Consider the following 17620-nt stretch of genomic DNA (forward strand, 5'->3'; position numbering starts at 1 on the left):
TATTTTATTTGCGAAAACAAGTGGCCCGGGGCGGATGCGTCTTCCCTGGGCCACTTTTTTTACACGGCTTTCAGCCTGCGCGATCAGCAGAGCTTTTTATACATGAAAATCCACTGTTTCATTGCAAAAATTCTGCGCGGAATTTCGCAAAGAATTTTTGCGGGATCGTTTGCGAAAAAACGTGGTTTTTCGCTCACTCACGACCCTTGCGGGTTTTGTGGTGTCTGCTTTTGCAAGTAGACTCTAGGCTTGTTCAGGCTTGCCGCCATACCCCAGCCTGGATTGCATGCTCTGCACGCCCTTGCTCAGTGAATTCATGGCCTCGTCGAATTCACGTTGCAGGGAATCCATCAGTTCACGCACGGAAATAATCTTGTTCACCCGGAAGACGTTGGCCCCGCAGAAGGCAAAGCCGCGTTCCAGATTGCCGCGCATGGCGCTGATCAGCGCCTGGGCGATGCAATACGGGGTTTTTTCCTGCTGGCAGGTGCTGACGCAGTGAAAAATGCATTTGAAGGGCTTCTTCAGGCCCTCACGCGCGGCATTGATGAAATCGTTGGTCAAGGCGCGTCCCGGCATGCCCACAGGGCTGCGGATGATGGTCAGGTCTTCCTGTCTGGCCGCGAGGTAGCTTTGCTTGAAACGGTCGTCCGCGTCACATTCATGGGTGGCCACAAAGCGCGTTCCCATCTGCACGCCGGCGGCTCCCAGATCCAGGAACCTTTTTATATCCGCGCCGGTGTATACGCCGCCTGCCGCGATAATGGGCACAGCGCGGCCCAGTTTGTCCTCAAAGGGTTTGACCGCTTCCACAACCTCAGGCACCAGAACCTCCAGCGCGTGGGCGGGATCCTGAATTTCTTCCGGCTTGAAACCCAGATGGCCGCCCGCCTTGGGGCCTTCCACCACAAAGGCGTCCGGCAGGTAATTGAAGCGGGAGAGCCATTTTTTGGCGATGACCGTGGCGGCTCTGCCGGAGGAGACAATGGGAACGAGCTTGGTTTTGAACTCCTCCTTCTTTTCCTCGCAGAGCTGCAGCAGCTGGCGCGGCATGTCCAGCGGCAGCCCCGCGCCGGAAAAGATGATATCCACTTTCTGCTCAATGGAGGCGCGCACCATTTGCGTAAAGGTGGTCAGGGCCACCATGATGTTGACGCCAATAATGCCGCTGGAGAGCTCGCGAGCCTTGATGATCTCATTGCGCAGAGCGCGCAGATTTGCCTCCAGAGGGTTTTTGGCCACATCCGGCTCTTTCATGCCGATCATGGCGCCGGCAATGGTGCCGATGCCGCCCTGGTTGGCGACAGCCGCCGCAAGACCGGAAAGGGATATTCCCACTCCCATGCCGCCCTGAACGACGGGCACTTTAGCCGTGAGATTGCCGATTTTCAAAGAAGGGAAGGGCATTGTAACAAGACCTCCGTCTTGAGCCGGTGCGGGGCCCGCCGTCGGCCCCCCGGCCGACATCGTGACGCTTGCCCCAATCATTTGTCTTTTAGCATAGAACGAAAAATCACAAGGCGCAATAAAAGATGCCGCATGTATCAGTCGGCATATATTGCACGCGGCCTGTTCAGGCCGCGCACAATCCGGCATACGGACACCAGGCGCAATGTCTGTCGGGCCGGGCCGCAAAATGCGAAGAGCATTCCAGATGACGCAGCACCAGCCCCAGGCTCAGGTCACAGTAGCCGAGAGCCGCCGACAGGTCTTCATCCGCCAGGCCGCCGAAAAGGGGAATTTCCGCCCCGTCTTCCTTCAGCTCCACCAGGGCTGCATCGCCGGGCGCGCCCTTTTTTGCGGCCATGAGCATGGAGAGGTAACAGGGCAACTGCAGGCTGGGCAGACGTTCGCGCAATTCCTCAAACAAAGCCTCCAGCGGAGCATCCTGCTGCGCGGCGCAGGCCGGCGCAACCTTCTGAAAAAAAGCGATATCGGTCCAGAGGCCGCCGTCGTGGCGTTTGACGCCGCCGGTCTTGTAATCAAGCACATAGAGCAGACCGTCGCGCCGGTCCAGCCGATCCAGAGTGCCGGTAAAGGCATAGTCGCGTCCGTTGAGGGTCAGCTTTACATTTAACCGCTCTTCCAGAGCCAGAATCAGCGCGCTCTCGGGCTGCCGCGCCAGAAAACGCTCCAGCCGCAGCGGCGCGGCCGCTTCCAGCATCAGGCAACTGTCCGCCGGGAGAAGACGACGCAGCTCCGCCGCTTCCAGAGCTTCATGAAACCGGGCCCGCACGGTTTCCATGGAGATGTCGCCCCGCCGCACTTCCTTATGCAAATAAGGTTCATACAGCGCGCGCAATGTATTGTGAATGCAGATGCCCACGGCGGCCGGATCGTCGCCTTCGTTGATTTCACGCGGCGGCGCAAGGCGGCAGAGGTATTGCCAGGCGAAACGAAGAGGACATTGCAGATAGACATCCAGCCTGGTGGCGGAAAGCGGTTCGCGCAAAAGCTTTTGCACAGCGGCGTCCAGGCCTGCGCGCCGTTCCAGGCTTTTGGGCCGGCTCTGGGCGGCGCGCACCGTGCAGCGCGCCACGGACAGCGAACCTTCGCCGGGCGTGAGCAGCGCGCCCCGACGTTGCTCCTCTTCCCAGATCAGTTGCTCCACAAAACGGCTGCGGCTTTTTTTGCCGTCAAAAAGCGCGGAACGGCTGATGCCCTCCTGCCAGAAAAAATGCACTTCATCGGCTCCGGCGCATAAGCGGTAGAGGGTGTGAGCCGCCGCGCGTTCGCGGCGGCGGGCGTCAGGCAGGCCCAGAACCTGCCGCAGGGAATCGGGGAGCAAAGGATCCTGCGCCGGATTGCCGGGGAGTTTGTCATCCGTGGCGTCCACGATCAGCACGCGCTCAAAGTGCAGCAGGCGCGTTTCCAGCATGCCGAGCACCTGCAGGCCCGTAAGCGGCGACGCCTCAAAAGGCACGCGCTCCCGCTCCAGAACCTGACGGGTGATCCCGTGCAGCACAGTCGGCGGAAAGGGCGTCCGCGCCAGGCAGGTTTTGCGCAGAATAGGCTCAGCGTGGCGCATCAAGCGATACATTGCTTCCGCGTCCAGAGGAAAATGCCGCCACATCTCGCCGCCGTGGCTCAGCAGAAAATCGCAGACGCCGCGCAGACATTCGGCCATATCCGCTGTTGTATGCGCGGCGGACAGGGCATCCACCATGACTGACAGACATTGTGAAAGCAGCTCCGCCAGAGGGGCGGGCAAAGTGGCGCTACATTCTCCGGCCAGGTCAGGCAGATTCACAAAACGGCCGCCCGCGCGAACCAGACTTTCCAGACGGCGTAGGGCATCGCGCAATGACAGGCTGCGCCCCTCCCCATCAGGCGTCGTAAGCATCTTCAGATAAGGATGCCGCAGACAGCGCAGCAGATCGCGCCAATAATAGAGTCCATCCTCGGAGCGGCCGGCCTGCAGGCGCAGCAGAGAGTCCAGCAGGCGGTTGAGGGGAGAACGCGGCAGGGGATAGCCCATGGACACATTGACGTCTTTATCCGGCAGGTGGTGCAGTACGGGCATGAGCAGGGCGCTGTCCGTCAGCACCACTGCGGTGGACGGCATGGCGTCATTCTGGCCGTCTGTCAGTGTCTCGCGCAGGGCCTGAAGCTGCGAATGACAGTCATACCCGGCAAAGAAAGACAAACGCGGTCTGTGCGCCGCCTCCTGCGGATCAATGGTCACTGCCAGACGCGCGCGGGCCCGCCAGCGTCGCAGCCAGGCCGCGTGTTCGGCGCAGGCCCAGTGCACGGCAGTGTTTGCGGCCAGGGCCGGATCGCTGTGCAGGCAAACATGCGCGCCAGCCAGCCAGAGAGCGCGCAGCAGCCTGTCTTCCGTGCCGGTCAGCACGGAAAAACCCGCCACCAGCACGGGCCTGTCCGGGGCCGGGGCAAGCAGAGGCGGAATGCGCGCCGTCTGGCGGCTGGCCATGTATTGATCCAGACCCGGCGTGGTCCACTGGCGCTCTTCAAGCTCTTGCAGATAGGCGCGGCTGATTCGTCCCAGCGCGCCCAGCAAAGCCGCCGCGGGCGCGGCAACTTCATTTTCCGCATAGGCCAGGTCGGCGGCTTCCAGCCCATGACCGAGCATTTCTTCCAGCAGAGCGGCCAGCCGCAGTCCCCAGGGCAAAAAAAGCGCCATATCCATGCGCGCGAAACGGGCTGAGAGCGCCGCGTCCTCTTTGGCCAACGCCTGCACGCAGTCATGGAGCAGCGCCACGCGGTCCAGCAGGTTGGCCGTATGCAACGGCACATCGCTGGCGCTGCTTCGCCAGATCATTACCATCTCGGACAGTGTGAGCGCTTTGGGCAGCAGGCGCGGGCCGCCTTCCTGGGCATAGAGCTGCAAAAGATAGCGCCATGGGCGGTTGTGCGGCACAATCAGCAGCGCCGAGCCAGGCCGGCCGCCGCTGCATTCTTCCAGCATCACTTTAAGGTCAGGCAAGAAGGGCCGCTGCCAGGGAAAAATCCAAAAGGGCGTCGCGCTCATGTTCTGTCCTCGGTCGCGGGCAGAAGCGCGGCGTATGTCTCGCAAAGGGCCGAAACCCTGTCACTCTCCACCAGCTGAAAACGCCGCTGATCCAGATAGACCAGCAGCGCGCGCGCAGTGCCGCCATAATCGCCGCACTGCTCCAGACAAGCCAAATAACGGCGCACCTGCGCGATATGCTTCGCTTCTGGATGGCCGCTTTTATAATCAAGAACCAGCGGCCCCCAGGCTTCCCGCACCAGCAAATCCACACGCAGCACATGCCCTTGCCCGTCCATCAGCGATTGTTCGGGCCAACCGTGCGCAAGCCAGCGCGCCGTTTCGGGCTGGGCGGCAAACCAGGCCAGAGCCCCGGCCAGCGACTCGCGCATGGCCGCCTCGTCAGGCACAGGCAGAGGGAAATGGCGCAGGCCGAAGAGCAGGGCGGTTCTGGCGTCTTCTTCCGCATGCCCGCTGATATGCAGATGTTCCAGACAGAAATGGAGCAGGCTGCCTCTATCCTCGGCCTTGAATGCGAAACCTCCCAGAGGGTTGCGAAAAATTTTCAGACGCGGCAGCCATTGCATGGGCCGCCAGCCTTGCGCCGCTGCGGCCGCGGCGGGACAGGGAGAGAAGAAAGATTCAGGATTCGCTTTTTCGTCTGCCGTGACGGCCCTCGACGCTTCCGGCGGCGCGCCGAGGCTGTAAGGCAAGGTCAGGCCGGCTTCCTGCCAGAGAATGTCCAGAGCCGCGCAGAGCGAGCCGGATTTGTTTTCCTGATTTGATGCGCCGGTACGGAAAATGCGCAGCTCGTCCCGCGCCCTGGTAAAAGCCACATAAAGCAAATCAAGATTTTCACAGGCCTGCCGCGCCATATCCGCATAATAGGTTTCACCCAGCGCCTTGCGATTGGGCACAACCATGCGCAGGCCGCCACGTTCCAGCAGGACGGGACGGCCCGACGAACGCACGCTGAAACCGGTCCAGGGCAGGATGACCACCGGGGCTTCCAGGCCCTTGGACTTATGGATGGTCATCACCCGCACCGCATTCATGTTTTCGGGCATGGGCACTTTTTCTTCACCGCTTTTGTCCCGCCAGTGTTCCAGAAACGTGGATAAGGTGGCCAGCCCTTTTTCTTCCGCGCTCTGAAGCACCTCCATAAAACGGCGCAAAAAGGTGCGGGCCTCTGGAAAGCGTTGCTCCACCTCCAGATGAGCGAACCATTCCAGTGCCGTGTCATAGGGCGTCATCAGGCCGGACTGCCCGTGGAAGGGCGCCAGCAACTCCTGCCATATGCGCGGCCAGCGCTGCTTGAAACGCAGAAACAAGGGGCCATGCCCCGTCCCGGCGCACCAGGCGTGCAGCCCTTCCCGGTCAAGTTCCGCCGCCTGCGGGTGCTCCAGTACAATGGAACCCGTAAGAAGGGTCCAGAACGCAATGTCGTCTTCGGGATTATCCAGAAAAGTCAACAGGGCCACGGTCTGGATAATGAGAGGATGCTCCGCCAGCAGCAGGCTGTTTTCCGTAATGACAGGAATGCCCTCGCCCACCAGAGCTTCAGCCGTCAGGCGGGCGGTTTCGTTGCCGCGCACCAGTACCAGAACGTCTGACCAGGCGCGGCGCGGGCCGATTTCATCCCGCAACAGCTCACAGAGGCGTTCCAGCACGCGTTCACGCAAATCATCCTGTGAGGCCCCCTGTATTGCCTCCGCCCGAACCAGCCCCCCATGCGGAGCCCCCGGCGGGCATTGCTGCGCCGTTGCCGCGAAGGCGCGGTTCAGGCGTTGCGTGGCGGCCCTCACGACGGCCGGCGGCGTATCAGCGGGCAACAGGGCGGCAAGAACGCGTTGCGCCGTGCTCACGTTTTCCAGCGGCGAGAAAATTCGATTGTTGTGCTCCACCACATGGCGGCGGCTGCGCCAGTTCCGGGGCAGATTACGGCGTTCTGCGTCAGGGGCCAGCCGTGTTAGGCCCTGATCTTCAAGCACAGCGTCGAACAGTTCCGGCTCGCCGCCGCGCCAGCCGTAAATGGACTGCTTGACATCCCCCACCCAGGTCAGAGAACCGCCGCGCGAGAGGGCTTCCTGCACCAGAGGGCGCAGGGCCCGCCATTGTTCGCGGCTGGTATCCTGAAATTCGTCCACAAGAAAGTGGGTCAGGCGTGTGCCCAGCCGGCAGAGCGTCTCAGGCACGCCGCGCTCTCCTTCAAGCACCGTCTGCGCCAGACCAGGCACAAGCAGGCCCGGCAAAGCGCCTTCCTGCTCCTGATTTTGCAAAAAAGCGCACACCAGAGTCCGGGCCAGGCGCACAAAAGGGGCAATACGCAGGGCCTGCGCAATCAGCTCGCCGTCCGCGGCGCGGCGGCGGGCGCTGGCCGCATAGGCGGCAAAGCACTGTTCAGCCTTCTGCGGAACCACCGCGCCCTTGAGAAACAGTTCTTCAGGATTCTCTTTGGAGGCAAAGGCGGAAGCACATTTGTCAATTTGGCCCTGCGCCAGTTGCTCCACCGCCTCCAGGGCCTTTTTTTTCCAGGACAGGCCCGCGCTCCGAGCCACTGCGAGAAACTCCCGCGCGGCGTCTATGGCGGCCTCGTCCATTTTTTGAAGTTCTTCTTTAAGAACGGCTTCCGGCGTCAGGTCATGAAAACGGCCCAGCAGCACATCGTCAAGCAAATCTCTCAACTGACGGAGCAGTTTTTCCCCCGCCAGAAAGCCCTTGCTTCTGCCGTATATCACCAGAGCCCGGCAGGCTTCGCGCAAAAGATCGCGCATGGCGGCGTCATCCCGCCAGGCGCGCTCCAGAAAGAGCTCCAGGTAAGGGGTCAGAGCCTCCTCTGTGGCGAACACCGGCTGAAAGTCAGGGTGAAGATTCAGCTCCAGGGCGGCGGCGCGAACAATAAGATGCAGAAGGCTGTCAATGGTGCGGATATTCAGCGCGCTCAGGTCGCGCATGATCACATTTACCCAGCGGCTGGCTTCTTCGGCGTCCAGGGAAAGATCGTCGGCGCGCGCGCCCAGAGCCGCGCTTTTCAGGCGGTGGATGACGCGTTCGCGCATTTCGGCGGCCGCGGCATTGGTGAAGGTGACGGCCAGAATGTCGCCCCAGCCGCACTGCCGGCCTTCAGACAGCGCACAGGCCGGGGAGGCCGCCGCGCCGGGCGCGTGCCCGCATTCCATCAGGCGCAGCAGAAAGCGGCGGGTCAACTCGTAGGTTTTGCCGGAGCCGGCCGAGGCTTTGACCTGGCAAAGGCGCGACACGAGAAAAGCGCCCTATTCAGGCGGCAGCATGCCCTTGAGCATGCCTTGCCCCGTGGATTCCAGCACCGCGCGCCAGAGATCGGAATAAATGTTCAGCTTGCGGCGCGTGCGGGTGACCAGCTCCAGCGGTAGGTGCACATAGCGGTCCTGCAGTTTGGCCACCACCATGTCCGTGCGGCCGGCCATGGCCGCGTGCACGGCGTACTGGCCCAGAAAACCGCAATATACCTTGTCGTTGGCGCTGGCGGATACGGAGCGAATGATATAGCTGGGGTCTATGTATTTGATGGAGTGTTCTATCTGGCGCTCATCAAGATAACGATGAATTTCCCTGCGCAGCAGATCGGCTATTTCGCCCAGCACGGGATTGCCCGACGCGTCCGTACCGGCATTGTGCTCCAGCAGGTGCTGACCCGCGCCTTCAGCCGCCACGATGACCGCGTGCCCCCTGTCCCGCAGGCGCTCTTCCAGCGCGGGCAGCAGGCCGCCTTCGCCTTCCAGGGTAAAGGGCGCTTCAGGAATCAGCACGAAGTTCACTTCTTTGAGGGCCAGCGTGGCCCGCGCGGCGATAAAGCCGGACTCCCGCCCCATAAGTCTGACCAGACCGATGCCGTTGGGCGTGCCGCAGGCCTCGGTATGGGCGCACTCGATAGCCTCGGTGGCTTTGAATACTGCGGTTTCAAAGCCGAAGGACTGGGGAATGAAATTGATGTCATTGTCAATGGTCTTGGGAATGCCGATCACCGAAATTTTCAGGCCCCGGCGCTGCACTTCCCGACTGATGGACAGGGCGGCCTTCATGGTGCCGTCGCCGCCGATGACGAAAAGGGCGTTGACGTTGCAGCGCTCCAGCGTGTCCACAATCTCATCGGAGGGCTGGGGCCCGCGCGACGAACCCAGAATGGTGCCGCCGAAGCGATGAATGTCGGCCACCACATCCGGCGTCAGTTCCCGCAGGCGGTGTCCGTATTTGGGAATGAAGCCTTCCAGTCCATAGGGAATGCCCACGATGGAAGGCACCTTATACGCGTGATAGGCCTCCATGACGATGGCGCGGATCACGTCGTTGATGCCGGGGCAGAGGCCGCCGCAGGTAACGATGGCGCACTTGGCGCGGGAGGAATCGAAATAGAGCTTCCTGCGCGGTCCGGCAGCCTCAAAGGAGACGACGCAGGCTTCTCCCTTATGTTCGCTCAGTTCCTCATCCACAAAAATCTGAATGCTTTTGTCGTCAGCCCAGGTGCGGTAGGGCAGGCGAGACTCCAGCTTGCAGGGGCCAAGGGTGCGGATGTTCGTATCCAGCGCGCGTTCTTCCATGATCTTCCTCTTGAAAAAGGTAAAATACTATTTGCCCAAGCCCGGCTCGGCGGCCTGGACGCGCATGGCCTCAATGGCCAGAGCCAGAAATTCGTCCAGTTCCAGCCCGGCCTCAGCGCACTGGCGGATATTGTTGCGGTTCACGCTGGCGGCAAAGGCTTTGTCTTTCATTTTTTTCCTGATGCTTTTTGGCTCCATGCCCTCCAGACCGGTGGGGCGCATGCGCGCCGCGGCGCTGATAAGCCCGGTGACCGTCTCGCCGCATCGCAGGGCATAATCAAAACGGCTTTGCGGCGATGTGCCGTTCATTTCGCCGTTATGGGCGCGGATGGCCGCGAGAGCTTCTTCCGGCAGTTTGCCGGACAGCAGTTTCGCGCTCTCCAGACCGTGACGCTCAGGCGTTTCGGCGGTGGAAGGATAGTCAAGGTCGTGCAGCAGGCCGGTCAGGCCCCAAAGCTTTTCATCTGCTCCCAAACGGCGCGCCAGGGCGCGCATGATGGCTTCAGCGGCCAGCGCGTGTTGCAAAAGCGATGTCGGCGTGCCCTGATCCGCCAGCAGTCGCAGGGCGTCATCTCTGTCAATCATTCTTCAGTTCCCCTTATGCCGTGAATGTAAAACAGGGGAGCGGCCATGGCAAGGCGGAAGAACCCGCATTCGCTTTGTGGATTCCCTTTTCTGATTTTTTTTGAGGCAAGCCTTGCATTCTGATCGCAAGATATCTGATTAAGAATTTAATTTCAGGTAGTTATATATTTTATCCCGTCAAAAAAGCATTCGTCTTCGCTTTTCCTGTCTGGACAAAAAAGAAGGCTCAAGTAAACTCGCCCCATAAAAGCATGTCGGTCAGATTTTCGGCGGAATACGTCAGCGGGTTCTGTGCAGGATGAACATCCTTCTGGTGGATTGCGATTTTGGCGAAATGCCGGGCCATACCGTGCGCCGGGTCAAACTCAAAGGCGAGGGCGGCCTCGTGCCGGTGCGACGTCTTTTGCGCGCTTCTGGCGGTTCAAAAGAAAATTTCAGACCTGACCTGCTTGTCCAGAGGGAACATCTGGCCCGCAGAATTTTTTTGAGCGGTCTGGAAGAGCTGGATTGTCCGAAAATCTTCTGGGCGCTGGACACCCATCTGAATCTCTTCTGGCAGCGCTGGTATGGTCGCCTCTTTGACCTGATTCTGACGCCGCATCCGCATCTGTTCAATTCGTTGCCGGCGGCATGGCGGCTTGAAAACAGTGCGCGCCCATTTGCCATGCCGGGTTGCCGGCGCGCCTGGCGTTCCCACGCCCAGCGCCGCCAAACGGCCGCCTTTGTGGGCGTGCTTGATCAAAACCGTCCCCGGCGATTCAACTTTGCGCAGTTTTTGCGGCAACGTCATCATGTGGACGCCCGCCCGCTGGCGTTTCACGCCATGCTGGATTTATACGACGACACCCGCCTTCTCCCCAATGAATCCATTTGTCAGGAGTTCAACTTTCGCATCATGGAGGGGGCTTCCTGCGGCTGCTGCGTGCTCACCGAAGACATAGGGGAAGACTTGCGCGTCCATTTTGAACCGGGCCAAGAAGTGCTGACCTATCGGCACGCGCTGGAACTTGATGAGCTTCTCTCCTTTTTCTCCACCCGCCCGGCACTGACGGAAAAAATCGGACAGGCGGCACGACGAAGAGTGCAGACGGCCCACCTGCCGGAACATCGCGCTGCGGAACTTGGCCTTATCCTCCGCTCTCTTTCCGCGCGAAGCCGCTCTTCCGGCGAATCGGAACGTATTTTCGCACTGGCCTGCGTTCAGTGGGCGAGAGGCAACCCCGCATATCGGAAGCATCTGCCGTCGCTGATGACCTTGCTTGAGCGTCAGGGCGCGCACCCTGACGTCACGGCCATGCGCCTGCGCCTGGCTCTCGAAAGCGCGCGCATGGGGGAAGCGCGGAATCTCCTTTCGGAGCTTCTTGCATCTGAAGGCCGGGGGCCGGGGTTTTCCTCTAACGCTGAAGAGTCTCTTGACAGCCATACCGCCTGTGCCGTTGCGGCCCTGCGCCTGGGGGACTGGCCCGCGTTTCAGACCTGCTGGCGGTTTCGGCATGGCAAAGAAAAGGATATGCCCGCGCCAGCGAATTTTTTTCAGGGCTGTCTGGCCTGGGCGGATGTTCTGGCGCGTTCGGGGCGGTTTTGCCAGCCGGGTTTTCAGTTCGACCCGACGCTGACCTGCCCGGAAAGCGCTCTGGAGATGCTTTTGATGGCCGAGCAGTGGATTCAGGATGAGGAAAGCCGCCGGCTATGGGGCCGGAAGATGGCGGAGTGTTGCGACAGAACGCCTCTGCTTTCTCTCGCGCTCAGTTGCAATGCCCGGCGCAGTCTGGATTCACCGGAAGACTGGCGGGCAAGTCTGGGCTACGCGCTGGCTTGCCTGCGCAACTTCCGCTTCGAGGAAGGTGTCGCCGAGGTCGAGGCGGCATACGGGCTGGCCCGTAATGCCGGGCAGGAAGCTGATTTCCGGCTTGAGATCGACCGACAGGGCATCCATTGCGCACGCTTCGCGACACTGGCGGGCGCTGGCGCGTTTTCGACTTTTTCGTAAAGGAACCCATGCTGCGCATCAGCCACGTCAAAACCTCCGCGCTGACCAATTATGCCGACCAGCGCGCCCATGACGCCGTTATTGTCATGCCGGCCACGGATATGGAACTGGCCTCGAAGGCCGCCGAGGTTATGAGCAGGCGCACGGATAGGGAGGGGCTGCTTGTCATTGCGGAAGACGATCTGCGTTTGGGCTTCATCGCCACAGCCAACGGCATTTACAGCAAAACGCGTTCCGCCTGCTTCGGTTATGCGGCACAGGACGCCTTTGCGGGCCAGTACTGGCTGGACTACGGCCTGAACGCTCTGGAAAAAAGCGGGGCAGGACTTCTTGCATTCAACGACGGAAGATTTTTCGGAAAGATCGCGGTGTTCGGGCTGGCGATGCGCCGTTGGCTGAAAAGCGTTTATGAAGACGGTGTTTTTTACGCGGGCTACCGCTCGCATTTCGCGGATACGGAACTCTCAGTCATTGCCCTGGCAAGCGGCAATCTTGTATTCAACCCTAACGCCCTGCTGATCGAAGTGGATTACGAAAAACACCTCCACGGCAATAACCCCACTGATGAAAGTCTTTACAGAAAACGGGCGGAACAGGGCTTTGACGGAAGAATGGAACCTTTTGTTCCGGCCTGAGCCCGTCTCGCTCTCCGGGCGAAACGGAGGTGGCGACATCTTGTCCGCAAAAGCCCGACATGGGGGCGGGCCCTGCCTTCTGTTGACAGCAGGGCCGATATGGTTGAAAATTACTTGTTTAGGCAAACTTTTTGACGTTTTACCGCAGTGACGCTTATGGCTATATTCGGTGTTAGATTTCGCGCGCTCGGCCAGACGAACTATTTTTCCGGACCGTCTGGGCTCAGACGCGGCGATCACGTCATGATTGAGGTTGATCAGGGGCTGACCCTGGCCGAGGTTGTTTCCGGCCCGCTGGAAAGCCTGCCGGGCTCTGAAGAGCGGGATATGCCTTCCATTCTCCGTCAGGCGGGTCCCGCGGAGGAGGAAAGCGGTCGGGAAAACGCCGCGCTTGCCCGCGAGGCAACGGCTTTTTGCCGACAGTGCATCCGCGATCGCCGTCTGGATATGAAGCTCGTGGATGTGGAAGTTTTTTTTGATCGCAGCAAGCTGATCTTTTATTTCACCGCGCCCGCGCGCATTGACTTCCGGGAGCTGGTCAAAGACCTGGTGCGCGAATACCGCGCCCGTATCGAACTGCGTCAGATCGGCGTGCGGCATGAAACACAGATGATCGGCGCTGTGGGCAATTGCGGCATGGTCTGCTGCTGTCGCCGCTATCTGCGCAAATTCGCGCCGGTGACCATTCGCATGGCCAAGGAACAGAATCTCTTTCTCAATCCCGCCAAAATTTCCGGCATCTGTGGACGACTGCTTTGCTGTCTTTCCTACGAGCAGGAAAATTACGATCATTTTCACCGCAACTGCCCGCGTCTGGGCAAAAAATACCAGACCGACCGGGGGGGCATGAAGGTGCTGCGGGCGAACATGTTTCGCAATTCCCTGTCCGTGCTCACGGAAAACAATGAGGAACTTGAGTTGAGCCTGGACGAATGGCAGGCCCTGGCGCCCCATCGTCCCGAACCGCAGCAGCCGGGGGGCCAAGCCAGGCAGGCCGCCAAACCCCGCCAGGGCGACGGTCTGCTGGTGGTTTCCGTAACGCCCGACACGGTGGAAGCCCCCGGACTGTTTGACGATCTCTTGCCGTCGGTCGAGAACGAGCGGGCAGAGGAGGGGGCGGATCAGCCCTCTGCGGGCGCTCTGGCTGAAAATCGGGAAGAAAAAAACGACGCGCCAGGCTGTCCCGGCAAAAGCCGGCGCAAACGCCGTCGCAAAACGCCGCAACGCCCAGAAAACGGATAGCAGATATTTTTTTTGCAGACTGCTACCGGCAGCCGCGAGCCTGCCGCGGCGGCAATGCCGCCGCGCCCGAAAGTATTGGTTTGGGCGGAATATCGTTTTCGCATCGCCCGCGCGCGATGCGGAAAATGAACGACAATGAACGAAAGATGAGACGTTCAGACCTTATTCAAGCCAACAGCACGGAGCCTTGTGTGAAAAGCTTTTTCATTACCACGCCCATTTACTATGTTAATGCCAATCCCCATCTGGGGCACGCCTATACTACGGTCGTGGCGGATTCTCTGGCCCGTTTTCACAAACTCCAGGGAGAGGACACGCTGTTTCTGACCGGCACGGACGAGCACGGCGACAAGATCGTGCAGGCCGCGGAAAAACTGGGGCAGACCCCCAAGGAGTTTGTGGACGCCATCAGTGCCCGCTTTCAGGCTCTCTGGCCGCAACTGGGCATTGCCAACGACCGTTTCGTGCGCACCACCGACGAGGCGCACAAGCGTGCGGTGCAGGATTTTCTGCAAAAGGTGTATGATGCCGGCGACATTTATTTCGGCGAGTTCGGCGGTCATTACTGCTACGGCTGTGAACGCTTCTACACCGAAAAAGAGCTGGAAAACGGCCTTTGTCCCCAACATTTGACCAAGCCGGAGTTTATCAGCGAAAAAAATTATTTCTTCCGCATGTCCAGGTATCTGCCCTGGCTGCGGGAGCATATCGCCCAGCATCCTGACTTCATCCGGCCAGAGCGTTACCGGACGGAGGTGCTGGCCATGCTGGAATCAGGCGCGCTGGAGGATCTTTGCATCTCCCGCCCCAAAACGCGCCTGACCTGGGGCATCGAACTGCCGTTTGACAAGAATTACGTCTGCTATGTCTGGTTTGACGCCCTCATCAACTACATCAGCGCTCTGGGCTGGCCCGACGGGCCGGATTACGCCCGTTACTGGCCCGGCGAACACCTGGTGGCCAAGGACATACTGAAGCCGCACGCCGTATTCTGGCCCGCCATGCTCAAGGCCGCCGGACTGCCGCTGTACAGGCGTCTCAACGTGCATGGGTACTGGCTCTCGCGTGACGCCAAGATGTCAAAGTCTCTGGGCAACGTGGTGGATCCTCTGGAAACGGGGCGACGTTTCGGCCTGGACGCGTTTCGCTATTTTCTGTTGCGCGAGATGCACTTCGGTTCCGACGCCAGCTTCAGCGAGGAGGCCCTCATTGGCAGAATCAACGCTGATCTGGCCAATGACCTGGGCAATCTTTTCAGCCGGGTGCTTTCCATGACCGCCAGGTATTTCGGCAGCCGCGTGCCGCAACCCACGCAGCAGGAGCCGGATGACGAAGCCATTGTGGAACTGTGCGCCACGGCCATGCGCAATTTCTCCCAGTTGTTCGGCAACGTGCGGTTTGCTCAGGCTCTGGAAGCCCTGTGGGAACTGGTGCGCGCGCTCAATAAGTATGTGGACAGCCAGGCCCCCTGGGCATTGCATAAACAGGGGAATATGGAGAGGCTTGCCACTGTCATGTATATTCTGCTGGCGGCCATGCGCAAAACCGCCATTTGCCTCTGGCCGGTCATGCCTGACGCATCCCGGCAAATGCTGGAACAGCTTGGCCAGCCTGTGGAAAAAAATGTGCCGCCGGCGTCTAGCCTGGAAGATGAAATCACCTGTTTCGGCGGATTGGCCGCGGGCACGCATGTGGCGGCCGCGTCCAATCTCTTCCCGCGCATTGATGTAAAGAAAAGCATTGAGACGGGAAACAAAAACGCCGCGCCAAAGCTTCAGGAAAAGCATAAAGAAAAAAAAGAGGACAAGACCGCCGTTGCGGAGCTTCCTCCGCCCCCCGCCGATACGGCGCGGCCAGTGGTGGATTTTGACCACTTCAAGGCGCTGGACCTGCGTGCGGGCACGGTGCGTGTTGCGGAACGCCACCCCAATGCGGATCGCATTCTGCGCCTGGAAATTGATTTTGGCGAAGGACGGCCGCGTCAGATTCTTTCAGGGTTGGCGGAGCACTATGCGCCTGAAGAACTGGTTGGCAAACAGGTCTGCGCCGTGCTGAATCTTGCGCCGCGTAAAATCCGGGGCCTGATGTCCTATGGCATGGTGCTCACCGCCCAGAACTCTGATACGCTCAGCCTGCTGACTGTGGGCAAACCCGTGCCGGACGGCAGTGAAATCGCGTAGTGCCTGTGGAGATTGCCGGGCCTTGAAAAAGGCAAGGACTCAATCGAGTTTCTGCTCACTGCGAAAAAGACGCTCCAAAGCCTCCGCGTCCACCGGCGTGAGGTTGAAGCGCATGCCCGCTTCATCCAGAAGGCTGGACAGACTTCGAGCGGGCTGGAGCTTGCGTTGCTCCTGCAAATAGGCGAAGGCGCGACGCACAAGTTCACTTTTGGGCATAATGGTCGGCATCGTGGCAGTCCTCATTTTTTTGCACCATAGCCACGTCCTTTTTCTTTGGCAACGCCGTTTCGACACGGGCCAAACACGGGCAACAGCAAAAACAGCGCGCCCCCGCCATGGCGTTTGGAGTTTTTTTCATATTTGCAATGCCGCCGCCGGCAGCGAGAGCTGACAGCCGCCGCGAGGCACAAACGCCGCCTGACAGTGCGGCAAACGTCGATGCCGGCGTGCCCTTGCGCTTTGATTTGCCAAAAAATCAAAGTTAATTTGCAGTCTGGAGGCCAGAAATGGATAACCTGCTCACCGCCCTTATTTTGAGCATTGTGGAGGGGCTGACCGAATTTCTGCCGGTTTCCTCTTCAGGCCACCTGATTCTTGTGGGTGAATTGCTCAACTTTGTGGGAGAACGAGCCTCCACATTTGAAGTGGTCATCCAGCTTGGAGCCATCATGGCCGTGGTGGTGTTGTACTGGAATCGCTTCTGGGGGCTGGCGCGACCTCAGCCTTATGTGCGCTTCGCCGGTATGCGCGGCATCTGGCTGCTGATTCTGACCTCACTGCCGGCCAGCGTAATGGGGCTGTTGTTCCACTCGCTGATCAAGGAATACCTTTTTCGCCCCGCCACTGTGCTCGTCGCCCTGGTAGCGGGCGCCGTATGCATGCTTCTGGTGGAACGACGCAAAGGCAAGCCCACCTGCATCAGCCTGGACGAGATGACGCCGCGTCTGGCGCTGGGCATTGGCTTTTTTCAGTGTTTGGCCCTCTGGCCCGGTTTTTCCCGCTCGGCGTCCACCATCATGGGCGGCATGCTGCTGGGGGCCAAGCGATCTCTGGCGGCGGAGTATTCCTTTATCGCGGCGGTGCCCATCATGATGGCGGCCACGGGATTTGACATGCTCAAGAGCTTCAGCCTGTTCACTGCGGCGGATATTCCCTTTTTCGCGGTGGGCATGGCGGGTTCTTTCATCTCGGCTCTGCTGGCGGTGAAGGTTTTCGTGGCTCTGGTGGGACGGATGACCCTGGCCCCCTTCGCGGTGTACCGTCTGCTTATCGCGCCTTTTATCTTTTATTTCATGGTTAATTGAGGGCTGCGCAAAAAAGGCTTGTCAACCAGGAGAAAATTGTGTAAAGCATTCGACGCGCCGTTCATCAGACGCCGTATGGCAAGGTAGCTCAGTTGGTCAGAGCATGCGGTTCATACCCGCAGTGTCGGGGGTTCAAATCCCTCCCTTGCTACCAATGGATTGTCAAGGAAAGCCAAGGATGTCTAAAACTCCTTGGCTTTCTTCATTTCTTAATTATAAGAAATTAAAGAGAAACTATCCGTATTGGATGTATTAGCCTGATATGTGAGGGGCTCTCCGGGACAGAGTAGCGGCGAATCGGAAATCGCCCTGCTTTTTAATAAGGCTTGACGTATACGGTAGAAATCGGCTATGTCTTCAAACAGGGGATGGCTATGTATCGTCCCCAGAGATCCTGCTAAGTTATTTGGATTCTCGCATCGTGAGCATGTACCGCCGGGTGTGTGTAATCTGTTGATTTGGCAGGTATTTTTATGCGCTTTTTCTTGAAGTACATATGCACTGAAAGCAGCGCGCCCTCCTGTTTTTTTTTCAACAAAATTCAACGCCCTGGCACAGCCCCTGCGAGATGTCTGGTTCGCACGGGCTGTTTTTTAGTTTGCGCCTGAGCGATTGCCCGTTGCTTATCCAGAAAAAATA

Annotated in this window: 11 protein-coding genes and 1 tRNA gene; 6 read left to right on the forward strand and 6 right to left on the reverse strand. The window is 59.5% G+C overall.

Features of this window, described 5'->3' with window-relative positions:
* Positions 1–243: 243 nt before the first annotated feature.
* The 5 genes from ACQRA4_RS10545 to ACQRA4_RS10565 form a co-directional block, all read right to left on the reverse strand.
* Positions 244–1407, reverse strand: a complete 1164-nt coding sequence (locus tag ACQRA4_RS10545; protein ID WP_427823037.1) for an NAD(P)H-dependent flavin oxidoreductase — start codon at positions 1405–1407, stop codon at positions 244–246.
* Positions 1408–1573: 166 nt separating this feature from the next.
* Positions 1574–4489, reverse strand: coding sequence for a PD-(D/E)XK nuclease family protein (locus ACQRA4_RS10550; RefSeq protein WP_427823038.1), 2916 nt, complete (start codon positions 4487–4489; stop codon positions 1574–1576).
* Entirely contained in the window at positions 4486–7728 is a 3243-nt protein-coding gene (locus ACQRA4_RS10555) for a UvrD-helicase domain-containing protein (RefSeq protein WP_427823039.1), read from the reverse strand. The genes ACQRA4_RS10550 and ACQRA4_RS10555 overlap by 4 nt, the downstream gene beginning before the upstream one ends.
* Before the next feature lie 12 nt (positions 7729–7740).
* Positions 7741–9045 (reverse strand): ATP-dependent 6-phosphofructokinase, encoded by a 1305-nt coding sequence (locus ACQRA4_RS10560; RefSeq protein WP_427823040.1) that lies wholly within the window; start codon positions 9043–9045, stop codon positions 7741–7743.
* 27 nt (positions 9046–9072) lie between these two features.
* Positions 9073–9630: an HD domain-containing protein gene (locus ACQRA4_RS10565; protein WP_427823041.1), complete on the reverse strand. Its 558-nt coding sequence runs from the start codon at positions 9628–9630 to the stop codon at positions 9073–9075.
* A gap of 298 nt (positions 9631–9928) precedes the next feature.
* On the opposite strand from ACQRA4_RS10565, the gene ACQRA4_RS10570 reads away from it, so the two are divergent.
* The 4 genes from ACQRA4_RS10570 (at position 9929) to metG (ending at position 15677) form a co-directional block, all read left to right on the forward strand.
* Positions 9929–11620 (forward strand): glycosyltransferase family protein, encoded by a 1692-nt coding sequence (locus ACQRA4_RS10570; protein ID WP_427823042.1) that lies wholly within the window; start codon positions 9929–9931, stop codon positions 11618–11620.
* A gap of 8 nt (positions 11621–11628) precedes the next feature.
* Positions 11629–12255 carry a hypothetical protein gene (locus ACQRA4_RS10575; protein WP_427823043.1) on the forward strand — a complete coding sequence of 209 codons (627 nt, stop codon included), beginning with the start codon at positions 11629–11631 and terminating at the stop codon, positions 12253–12255.
* Between the two features lie 156 nt (positions 12256–12411).
* Positions 12412–13497: a PSP1 domain-containing protein gene (locus ACQRA4_RS10580; protein ID WP_427823044.1), complete on the forward strand. Its 1086-nt coding sequence runs from the start codon at positions 12412–12414 to the stop codon at positions 13495–13497.
* A 191-nt stretch (positions 13498–13688) separates the two neighbouring features.
* Positions 13689–15677 (forward strand): methionine--tRNA ligase, encoded by a 1989-nt coding sequence (gene metG, locus ACQRA4_RS10585; protein WP_427823045.1) that lies wholly within the window; start codon positions 13689–13691, stop codon positions 15675–15677.
* 39 nt (positions 15678–15716) lie between these two features.
* Here metG and ACQRA4_RS10590 read toward each other — a convergent pair whose 3' ends face one another.
* Positions 15717–15905 (reverse strand): hypothetical protein, encoded by a 189-nt coding sequence (locus ACQRA4_RS10590; RefSeq protein ID WP_427823046.1) that lies wholly within the window; start codon positions 15903–15905, stop codon positions 15717–15719.
* 278 nt (positions 15906–16183) lie between these two features.
* Between ACQRA4_RS10590 and ACQRA4_RS10595 the strand changes: the two genes are divergently transcribed.
* Together ACQRA4_RS10595 and ACQRA4_RS10600 are read left to right on the forward strand one after the other, a co-directional pair.
* Positions 16184–16981, forward strand: a complete 798-nt coding sequence (locus tag ACQRA4_RS10595; protein ID WP_427823047.1) for an undecaprenyl-diphosphate phosphatase — start codon at positions 16184–16186, stop codon at positions 16979–16981.
* A 77-nt stretch (positions 16982–17058) separates the two neighbouring features.
* Positions 17059–17135, forward strand: a tRNA-Met gene (locus tag ACQRA4_RS10600).
* Positions 17136–17620: the final 485 nt, after the last annotated feature.

The sequence above is a fragment of the Desulfovibrio sp. SGI.169 genome (genome assembly GCF_050313595.1).
GTDB lineage: Bacteria > Desulfobacterota > Desulfovibrionia > Desulfovibrionales > Desulfovibrionaceae > Desulfovibrio.

Excerpts from the sequence above, each read along its gene's own strand:
- ACQRA4_RS10550 (WP_427823038.1), bottom strand. The coding sequence starts at position 4,489 with ATGAGCGCGACGCCCTTTTGGATTTTTCCCTGGCAGCGGCCCTTCTTG.
- ACQRA4_RS10565 (WP_427823041.1), bottom strand. The coding sequence starts at position 9,630 with ATGATTGACAGAGATGACGCCCTGCGACTGCTGGCGGATCAGGGCACG.
- ACQRA4_RS10590 (WP_427823046.1), bottom strand. The coding sequence starts at position 15,905 with ATGCCGACCATTATGCCCAAAAGTGAACTTGTGCGTCGCGCCTTCGCC.
- ACQRA4_RS10570 (WP_427823042.1), top strand. The coding sequence starts at position 9,929 with ATGAACATCCTTCTGGTGGATTGCGATTTTGGCGAAATGCCGGGCCAT.
- ACQRA4_RS10575 (WP_427823043.1), top strand. The coding sequence starts at position 11,629 with ATGCTGCGCATCAGCCACGTCAAAACCTCCGCGCTGACCAATTATGCC.
- ACQRA4_RS10595 (WP_427823047.1), top strand. The coding sequence starts at position 16,184 with ATGGATAACCTGCTCACCGCCCTTATTTTGAGCATTGTGGAGGGGCTG.
- ACQRA4_RS10545 (WP_427823037.1), bottom strand. The coding sequence starts at position 1,407 with ATGCCCTTCCCTTCTTTGAAAATCGGCAATCTCACGGCTAAAGTGCCC.
- ACQRA4_RS10560 (WP_427823040.1), bottom strand. The coding sequence starts at position 9,045 with ATGGAAGAACGCGCGCTGGATACGAACATCCGCACCCTTGGCCCCTGC.
- ACQRA4_RS10580 (WP_427823044.1), top strand. The coding sequence starts at position 12,412 with ATGGCTATATTCGGTGTTAGATTTCGCGCGCTCGGCCAGACGAACTAT.